The organism is Chloroflexota bacterium (assembly GCA_018829775.1).
Lineage (GTDB): Bacteria > Chloroflexota > Dehalococcoidia > Dehalococcoidales > RBG-16-60-22 > E44-bin89.
In genome coordinates, this window is sequence record JAHJTL010000084.1 from 1 (window position 1) to 9456 (window position 9456).

The window sequence follows — 9456 nt, forward strand, 5'->3', positions numbered from 1 at the left end:
ACTACCTGGCGTTTAAACTCTAAGCTGAACGTCCTCTGATTCTTCATGGCAAGGTCCTCTCTTTCATTCATTATACTTGGACCCTGCCAAACCTTCCTACCCCATTGTGTCCAGCTTCAGGGGTTCACTCCACTAATTTCACATCTCATGCACTTTGCCTTAACGTTTAGAGGGAAATCTGTCCTTCCTTGATGACCGTTTGGCCATCGACCATCAGGGTTGGCTCCCGAAAGACCATGTCCATATGAAGAGGGCTTTCCACCTTCCCGCCCAAACTCTTGCTATCGCCCAGGGCAATATGTGCGGTGCCCCAAGACTTTTTTGTCTCTCTAATAGTTACGCCAAGACGGGCCTTGGGGTTGGTGCCTATTCCCAGTTCAGCAATGTTTCTGGCGCTATCACCTATTTGTTCCAGGAAGGCAAGTAGCTGTTTTGCTGCGATACCACCCTCAATCTGTACCGCCTTGCCTCCGTCCACTTTCAGCGATAAGTCCTCCTTAAGAAATCCCAACTCCCTTTTTTCTATGCAAAAAGGAGCCACAAGAATTCCTTCCGCGGTTCCCTCTAAAGGTGAAATAGCAGCCTCACCATCCGGGAAGGCACAAAACTGACCAGGTTCAGTAGCCAAAGCGGCCAAGACATGTGCCTGTCTATCCACCAGTGACATGGTGAGGTCGCTGCCCTCCCGTGTAGTGATACGGGCTTCTTTGCCTGAGGTGAGCACTTGCGCCAGTCGTTGAGAAAGCTTTCCTATTTCTCCATAGTCGGCAGTGGCACCGCCGTGTACCATCATGTCTTCATTAAAGCCCCACATATCGCACACACGGGTGCCGCGCCTTAATGCCTCCCTTACCGTTTCAGTGTGGAGGATACCATAACTGGCCTGGGCGATAACTGCATCGGCCGCCTGAATTGCCGCCGCCGCCGATGAAGAAGGGTCCGCTCCACCTACATCTCTCGGCGTAATAGTGACGATTACAGTCTCAGCCCCAGCGGCTCCAGCGCTATCTGCCAGAAGCCGGGTAATGCTCTGCGGACATTGCGTATCGGTAAAGATACACACCATCTCTCCTGGCTTGACGGCGAGGACTTGCTCCACTACAATCTTAGCCGTAGGTGCCATTTTCACGATTGATATACTCATCGTTTTCTCCTCACCATTATTTTACTCTTCTGGGAAAAAGCATCCAAGTCTTTGCTGGAGACCATAACGCCGTTTACGAATCCTTGGGCAACCAAGCATTTTATTTACCATTCTAATCTAAGCTGCAGTTAACAACCACCCGTTTCATTCAGCCAAGTAACAATTGTCTGTTTTGTTCAATCGAAGTCACAGTCGCGTAAATTATTACATCCCCTAATTTCAGTTCCTTCCAGTAAACAATACTATGCCTATAGTAGTTTCCATACACTGAAATTAGCTGTGCAGATTATTTGTACCTGATCTTTTTCAGCATATGTATTATAGTAATCTAAGGAATATATAATATATATTCCTCATTAACGCCTGTCCTCTACCGACAGCAAACCGTCAGATTGTGATAGGTAAAGCTGAATTTAAATTGTTACGGGGTTGAATAGGGGTTTCCTGCTCAAATGGTAACTCTGTAGGACGCCACGCGTGACGGATTGACAACCTCTTTGAACACCTGTAAACTCAATCCCGATAAAAGAAAGGGGGATAAAACAACATGACACAACTTGGTGCCTTTTATGCTTTGGGCAAATGCGGCAGATTTGTCCCGGTAAGGTTAAAAACCCATACTGATATTACCCAGGGCTTGAAGTCAGTTTGCGAAGAAAACGGGATCAAATACGGGTCTATCGATGGCATCGGCAACGTACGCCAGCTGAACTATCAATTGTTAGTACCCGATTCTAAGGCTAAGCACGGCGTGCGCTTGGCCGAGCCCCAGGTCCTACCTGGTCCTTTAGAACTGCTTAATCTCAAGGGCGTTGTCTTCCAGTCGGAAACAGGCGAGACAATGATTCACCTTCACGGCATTTTCTCGGATAGCGAGGGGAAGATATTGGGCGGACACCTTGCGGAAGGCGGTAATCCAGTTCTGGGAACGCTTAATGCCTTCATCGTCGAACTGACTGATGCTGAAATGATCAGGCAGATGGATGAGGATATAGGTTTAGGTCTGTGCACTCCAATCGGAGCTTTTATCAGTGTTAAGAGTTAGGAAAACGGATTTATGATGAGAAATCTTGAAGAGGGAGGATGCAAAATAAAGCTAAATTCCATCCAGATTCGTGGTATTTTTCCATAATTACAAGTATTTCCTTATAATCGAGGCATTTGAACCGTTAGGAATCCCTTATTAGTATTATAATTCAACTGGGAGGTGACGAATAATGAAGAAAAGGGCATACGTGCTAATTGATGCTGAGAAAGGCCAATCATCTTCAGTAGTTATTGCATTGAGTAAGAAGCCCGGAGTTCTGGCGGCTGATGTGATATGGGGACCACATGATGTAGTTGCTATAGTTGAGGCCGATGATATTGATACATTAATGCATCTCGTACAGAGTGATATATCATTAATCGATGGTATCGCTCATAGCGACACTTGTTTAATAGTTACGGGGCACTGACCTGCCCATATTAAATTGTCCGATTATCATAATCGACAAACTTTATATTAAAATAAATATGTTTTACATGCCGTGATTATGTTCAACACGGTAACAAAGCAAGCATTTGTTGCAATGTCAACATACGGTTAGCTATTATATCAGATTGAACGTTCTTTGAATTTCCTGAATACTATTGTAACAATCTGGAAAGCGATACATAGGGAAAACGGAGTCCGTAATAAATTGGTACTTATGATGATATAGGCAGCGCAAAGGCAAAGCGGCTGCCTTTCCCCAACTCACTCTGGACTTCAATGCTACCGCCATGGGCCTCTACCAGGCGTTTGGCAATGGTAAGACCGAGACCGCTGCCGCCGGTAGCCCTGGCGCGGGACTTATCAACCCTGTAGAAACGTTCAAATATGTTAGGCAAGTCTTCAGCGGGGATACCCGCGCCGGTGTCGGTCACGGCAACCTCTATCCAGTTGTCCTTCTGTGTGGTGCTAATGGTGATGCCATCACCACTTTCAGTGTGAGCCATCGCGTTATCCAGAAGGTTATAGAGCACTTGTGCCATCCGCTGAGAATCAATGTTCACTGGCGGGAGCTCATCCATGAGGTCAAGGGACAATGATACCCCCTTGGACGCCGCCTGAGCCTGGAATGGCGATGCTGTCTGGCTGATTAATTTGGAGATGTCCTTAGCCTGGCATACTAGTTTCAGTTCGCCTGCTTCGGCAAGACTCAGCTCTTGAAGCTCGTCAACCAGCCGTGCCAACCGAGCCGCCTCTTCATTTAGCGATTGAATAGCCTCTGCATCTGGCTTTATCACCCCATCATTTACCGCCTCTAGATAGCCGCGAATATTGGAAAGAGGGGTTCTCAGTTCGTGCGCTGCATCAGCAACCATATTGCGTCGCAATTGCTCAGCGCGCTCCAAATCATTGGCCATTGAGTTAAATGCTCGTGCTAACTCTCCCACTTCGCCTTTATCCTTTAGTTCCAGCCTCGGGGAGAAATCACCCTGTCCCAATCTCCTGGCAGCCTCAGTTAGCGCCTTAATAGGAGACAGGATGCGCCGCGATAAAATTAAGGTCATGGCCAGTGCTACACCACCTCCGATCAGACACCCCCATATAATGAAATGCGTTATTGAGTGAGATAGAAACCGTGGTGAAGTCGGGTCCGTTGACAATTCAGGACCGATATAAACAGTGCCTGATGCCTCCGTTATTGCGGGCGGGGATGGCAAAAATGGGCGCGGCGGAGTTGGTACCGTTGGTAGCAGTAAAGCCGTCTCAGTTGCTTGCTGGTGGTACGTCTGCCCTATCAAATCGCCCTGAGAATCGGCGACCACGACCCCATTCTCGTCAGTCAGCACGATGCGACGTCCATACAGACTTCCCATCTCCTCAACCTGGGCCTGAATACCTGTCCAGTCTCCCTGTTCAAAATGGTAGCGTGTTAGCGAATGCAGTAACCGGGCAAAGTGTGCCTCCTCGTGCCGCTCCTCAAATCGCCCGATTTCACCGCTGGTTCGCAGGCTTATGAAGAGAAAGACTGTGCCAATGGTTACCAGTATTACCGAGAGGAAGGCAATTAAAAAGCGAAACTTCAGACTATGTATCATTTCCCGCCTCTATAAAAGAATAACCGACCCCGTATATTGTTTTTATGTATTTGGGATGGTCAGCATCTGCCTCCAACTTGCGCCGCAGGTTGAGAATATGTACGTCTATAGTGCGGTCAAAACCCTCAAAGTCATAGCCGAGGGCTTTTTCGATGATTTCAGCCCGACTGAAAACCCTGCCCGGTTCCCTGGCCAGAATCCCCAGCAGCTTGAACTCGGTCGGCGTTAGATTCAGAGACCTGTCTCCAAGAAATGCCTGGTGTTTCACGAAGTCTACGGCAAGTTTTCCGTTCTTGACCTCAGACGGCCCGCGTTCCCCGGGGAGGCGCCTGAGCAAGGCCCTCACCCTGGCAGCCAGCTCCTTAGGGCTGAAGGGTTTGGTAACATAGTCATCCGCTCCCAGGTCCAAACCCGTCAGCTTGTCCTGTTCCGTTGTTTTGGCGGTCAGCATAATGATAGGCACATCGGATTCATCCCTCAAAGTGCGGCAAACCTCAAGCCCGTCTATGCCGAGCAGCATAAGGTCCAGAACAATGAGGTCAGGATGTCCTTCCCTGGCTTGACGCAGGGCTTCAATACCATCATAAGCAGTCAGCACACGGTAACCATCCCGGTTCAGATAGAGCTTGACCAGCTCTACCGTTTTCCGGTCATCATCAACAATCAGTACCCGTTTGCCTGCCATCGCTGAAGCTTCCTGTTAATCTATTCTTGGTTAATGTTATACCATAAATGTTAAGAAATTATTAATTATTTGTTGGCTCGTCAAAGAAAGGAGGGGGGGATATTCTCCCCCCCCCTCCTGCGGAAAGGTCAGCAGAGTGTTGTAACAGGGAAATTAGTAAGTTATTCTGCCGGGGCACATGGCCCACCGAAACCGCGGAACCCGCCATGACCACGGAAGCCGAAACCGGGCAGGTTATCAGGCATTGATTCTATCCGGTCCTTCATATGCTCATACTGTTCCTCGGTTATCTTGCCCTGGTCAAAAAGGTCCTGAAGGTGGTTTTGTAGAGCCTCGGGGTCCATCTCACCGCGGTTTGGCATACCTTCAGGGTGCATCTCGCCTCGGACCTGGGTAAAGGTTTCTCTGAGCACCTCCGGGTCGATGGCGACGCCTGTCTTCTGCTCGTAGATTTCACAGACTCTGTCCAGCAGCGCCGTGCATGGGGCTTCAGGCTGGCTGTCATCCCCGTTGTTAGCCAGGGCTATGCCGCCGATACTCCCGACCAGAACCACGGCCGCCAACACAGCAACAATAACCAGTTTCTTTCTTCGCCACATCTTGTTTCACCTCCTTTCAATTGTGCATTCTAGTAATAATGATAAAGAACAAATATTAAAATCTGATTAAGACTTTAAAAGAGTGCAAACCGTAGTTTGCCATCGATATCCTGTGCGCTTTTGAAGAAATAAACGATGAATGTTTATTAAGTCGTGTAAATCTTCATAATTTCTTAATATTCTCCTGCCATACTGATTTCAGGAATAATAAAAGAATATGGAAGGCAGGGAATATGAAAAGAACAGTAATGACAGTCCTGACAGCCTTTATCCTAGTTGGGCTTACAGTTTCATCGCTGGGTTGTAGTTCTGAACCAAGCGAAGAAGATATGGCTGAAACCCAGATAGTCAGCGTACAGCGCGGTGACCTGGCAGTTGAAATCACCGCCGTTGGTAACCTGGCATTGTCCCGCAGCGAGGACCTGGCTTTTGACCTGTTCTACCAGGAGGGAACAGTAGAAGAGGTTCTTGTAGAAGAGGGAGACATTGTTACCGAGGGGCAGGTTCTGGCTCGCCTGGATACAGAGGAATGGGAGGACGAGCTGAGCGCGTTGGAAGACCAGGTTATAGCAAAAGAACGCGACCTGATACAGGCACAAATCAACCTGAAAACAGCCGAACAAACTCTGAAGAACTCAAAGGATAATAAGGAAGCTAAAGAACTGGCGCTGCTTAATGCCCAGATAAGTTTGGACCAGGCAAAGTATAACCTGTCTGTGGCGGAAGAAACCCATACTTGGCCAGATATTGAGATTGCAGAAGCTGAGGTGGAGAAGGCTGAAGCCCTTTTGGAATATGCTTTGGAAAGTGGTTTTGACAGGCTTGTCACCCGCGCTCAGGCGGAACTGGATGCAGCCGAAAAGGTATACAACGCCCTTGTACAGGGCTACGACACGGAGGAAGTGGCTATAAAGAAGTTGCAGGTAGAATCGGCTGAGATGACGCTAGCTCAGGCCGAGGAAGATTTAAATGAAGTAGCCGAAGACGTGGCGCTAAAGGGGCTTCAACTGACGCTGAGCCAGGGGAAATTGGCGGATGCCGAAAAAGCTCTGGTGGACGCTCGAGAAGAGCTGGAAGAGGCAAACGGTAAAAGCCCGATTATTGCAGCGCTATTCGACGGGTTCATCACCAAGGTGAACGTGGAAGGTGGCGACGAGGTTTTAAGCGGTACCGTCGCTGTGCAGCTTGCCGACCCCGAAAAGTTTGAAGCAGATATCATGGTAAGCGAGATAGATATCCTGCAGGTAAAGCTGGGAGGAGACGCCTGGGTGCAGGTGGATGCCATGCCGGGAATGAGCCTTTCGGCTAAGGTTACCCACGTTTCCCCCACGGCAACTATTCAGTCAGGCGTCGTGAATTATCAGGTAGAAGTGGAAATAGAGTCACATGAAGCGGTAATGCAGGAGCGGCAACAGGCGCAAGGAGGACAAAAACGACAGATACCAACGGAAATATCAAAAGACTTTCAGCTTAGAGAGGGTTTGACCGTCACTGTGCACATACTAGTTGCGGAGAGGAACAACGTGCTACTGGTACCAAACCAAGCGATTACTCGCCTTGGGATGGAGACCCTTGTTCAGGTGTCAAAGGACGGCGTCGCTGAAGAGCGTGTGATACAGCTGGGCATCAGTGACTGGCAGTTTACAGAAGTAACCGATGGGCTCAGTGAAGGTGAGCAAGTAATCGTTCCGCAGGGGACAACCACTACATCAACAAGCCCGACACCGAGAAGCCCAATGCCTTTCATGAGACCGCCACATGATTAAAGGAGTTCATTTCGATGATTAGATTACAGGATATAACCAAAGTCTATCCCATGGGTAAAAGGGAACTGACCGTACTCAGGGAAGTAAACCTCCATATTGAACAGGGCGAACTAGTAGCGATTATGGGTCCCTCTGGCTCAGGCAAGACGACCATACTTAATCTTATCGGTTGCCTTGATACACCGACTTCGGGCAGTTACTATCTGGAAGATAAAGAGGTGAGCCACCTTGGCAGTGGCGAACTGGCTCAGATCAGAGGTCAGAAGGTGGGCTTCGTTTTCCAGACCTTCAATCTACTTCCCCGATTATCGGCACTGGCCAACGTGGATCTCGGAATGAGGTATGCCGGCGGCAGCGACCGCAAGCGGGCTATGGAGGCACTGGCTAGGGTGGGACTCTCCGACCGTACCAATCACCGCCCTACCGAACTTTCCGGTGGAGAGCAGCAGAGGGTGGCCATTGCCCGGGCTCTGGTGAAAAATCCTCCGTTGATTTTAGCCGACGAGCCTACCGGCAATCTGGACAGCCGTTCCGGTGCGGAGATAATCTCCATCCTCACCTCTTTACACGCCGAGCAGGGCATTACCCTGCTCGTGATAACTCATGACGCCAATATAGCTAGTCACTGTCAGCGCATTATTCATCTTATGGACGGTCAGGTAGAAAGGGAGGAGAAGGTATGAAGAAGTGGTTTGAACCTTTCTCAACAGCCTGGGTCGGTGTGGTCACCCACAAGCTTCGCAGCTTTTTAACCATCCTCGGAATCGTCATCGGTGTAGCCGCCGTGATTGCTCTGATGTCCATCGGCAGGGGTGCTTCGGCAGACATCCTCTCCCGCATCGAGGGCATGGGGTCGGACCTCATTACCATCAGTCCTGGCTCGTCTACCTTTGGTGGTGTCAGGAGTGCTGCCGGTAGCGTTCGCACACTTACTCAAGAAGATGCAGAGGCAATATCAGGACAGGTTGCTTATGTGGATTCGGTAGCTCCTACCTACTCAACCTCGCTCCAGGTCGTTGTCGGTGGCGAGAATGTGAATTCTCAAGTTGCCGGTGTACCCCCGGAGTACCAGGAGATACAGAATTTGGAGATTGCCTATGGTTTCTTCTTCTCTGACTATGAGTATCAGCGTGGCGCAAAGGTAGTAGTACTTGGCTCGAATGTAAAAGAGACCCTGTTTGGTGATACTGACCCGATTGGGCAGCAGATACGTATGGGCAATAACATTGTCCGTGTTATCGGAGTTTTGGAAACCAAAGAAGGCTTTATGGGCTCCTCGCCTGATGATGCCATTTTGATTCCGTTAACTGCTATGCAGCAGATGGTTGCCCAGCCAAGAACCAATCAGGGCGAACGCATAGTTTCGTCCATAGTGCTGACGGTGAGCGACGAGGAGCAGACAGAATACGTGGTTGATGAAATAACGAGCCTGCTTCGTGACCGACACCGGCTGGGACCTAATGTAGATGATGACTTTCGTATTATATCTATACAGGAGATATCCGAAACCGTGTCTGAAGCGACGGGTACGATGACCCTTCTCTTAGGCGCTATTGCTGCTATTTCACTGCTGGTGGGGGGTATCGGGGTGATGAATATCATGCTGGTATCGGTGCTGGAGAGGACCAGGGAGATAGGTATCCGAAAGGCGCTGGGAGCCAGGGAGAGGGATATTTGGGTTCAGTTCCTCATTGAAGCCGCTTTCCTGACGTTTGCCGGCGGTGTCATCGGCGTCATCGCAGGCTGGATGGTCTCATATTTTGTTTCCAGTATGGGAATAATGACGACTATCGTTAGTGCTGACATCGTCATTCTTGCCGTTTCGGTATCGGTGGGAATTGGTTTGTTCTTTGGGTTTTACCCTGCCTGGAATGCGTCACGCCTCAATCCTATTGAAGCACTGAGGTCTGAATAGACATCGGTTTGTTCAACCTAGCTTTGTCTAAAAAGGTTCCCTTGTTGCCGCGCCCATTTAACTATGACTCCTCACGCCTACAGGGTACATCCTAAAATGACATCACGGATTATTTGCGGAATCTAAGTGTCAGAATACTGACCTTGTATCTCAAACAATATGATAGAATGTCTGCCGGAGGCTGGGTGTGGCAGATCGATTGACCTTAGGTCTTGCAAGACCGTGGGGCAGCGTGGTCGCCACGCCCGAATCTCCAGAAGAGCCCGAACAGTTGCCAG

9 protein-coding genes are annotated in these 9456 nt (G+C 49.4%); 5 read left to right on the forward strand and 4 right to left on the reverse strand.

From position 1 onward, the window contains the following. Positions 1-166: 166 nt before the first annotated feature. A complete protein-coding gene (locus tag KKD83_08375; protein ID MBU2536160.1) occupies positions 167-1144 on the reverse strand; it encodes an aminopeptidase in 978 nt (325 codons plus the stop codon). Positions 1145-1691: 547 nt separating this feature from the next. Here KKD83_08375 and KKD83_08380 point away from each other — a divergent pair. Together KKD83_08380 and KKD83_08385 are read left to right on the forward strand one after the other, a co-directional pair. Then, positions 1692-2189, forward strand: a complete 498-nt coding sequence (locus KKD83_08380) for a DNA-binding protein (GenBank protein ID MBU2536161.1) — start codon at positions 1692-1694, stop codon at positions 2187-2189. A 172-nt stretch (positions 2190-2361) separates the two neighbouring features. Further along, positions 2362-2601, forward strand: coding sequence for an Lrp/AsnC ligand binding domain-containing protein (locus tag KKD83_08385; GenBank protein MBU2536162.1), 240 nt, complete (start codon positions 2362-2364; stop codon positions 2599-2601). Positions 2602-2833: 232 nt separating this feature from the next. Here the strand turns inward: KKD83_08385 and KKD83_08390 are convergent, their stop codons facing one another. The 3 genes from KKD83_08390 to KKD83_08400 form a co-directional block, all read right to left on the reverse strand. After that, positions 2834-4213: a HAMP domain-containing protein gene (locus KKD83_08390; protein ID MBU2536163.1), complete on the reverse strand. Its 1380-nt coding sequence runs from the start codon at positions 4211-4213 to the stop codon at positions 2834-2836. Further along, positions 4203-4898 carry a response regulator transcription factor gene (locus tag KKD83_08395; protein ID MBU2536164.1) on the reverse strand — a complete coding sequence of 232 codons (696 nt, stop codon included), beginning with the start codon at positions 4896-4898 and terminating at the stop codon, positions 4203-4205. Before KKD83_08395 ends, KKD83_08390 begins: the two co-directional genes overlap by 11 nt. Positions 4899-5059: 161 nt before the next feature. Then, positions 5060-5497, reverse strand: a complete 438-nt coding sequence (locus KKD83_08400; GenBank protein ID MBU2536165.1) for an SHOCT domain-containing protein — start codon at positions 5495-5497, stop codon at positions 5060-5062. A 233-nt stretch (positions 5498-5730) separates the two neighbouring features. Between KKD83_08400 and KKD83_08405 the strand changes: the two genes are divergently transcribed. The 3 genes from KKD83_08405 to KKD83_08415 are packed head-to-tail and all read left to right on the forward strand — an operon-like array spanning position 5731 to position 9178. Next, positions 5731-7263 (forward strand): HlyD family efflux transporter periplasmic adaptor subunit, encoded by a 1533-nt coding sequence (locus KKD83_08405; GenBank protein MBU2536166.1) that lies wholly within the window; start codon positions 5731-5733, stop codon positions 7261-7263. A 14-nt stretch (positions 7264-7277) separates the two neighbouring features. Continuing rightward, on the forward strand, positions 7278-7946 hold the full coding sequence (locus tag KKD83_08410; GenBank protein ID MBU2536167.1) for an ABC transporter ATP-binding protein: 669 nt from the start codon (positions 7278-7280) through the stop codon (positions 7944-7946). Further along, positions 7943-9178 carry an ABC transporter permease gene (locus KKD83_08415; GenBank protein MBU2536168.1) on the forward strand — a complete coding sequence of 412 codons (1236 nt, stop codon included), beginning with the start codon at positions 7943-7945 and terminating at the stop codon, positions 9176-9178. Before KKD83_08410 ends, KKD83_08415 begins: the two co-directional genes overlap by 4 nt. Positions 9179-9456 lie beyond the last annotated feature (278 nt).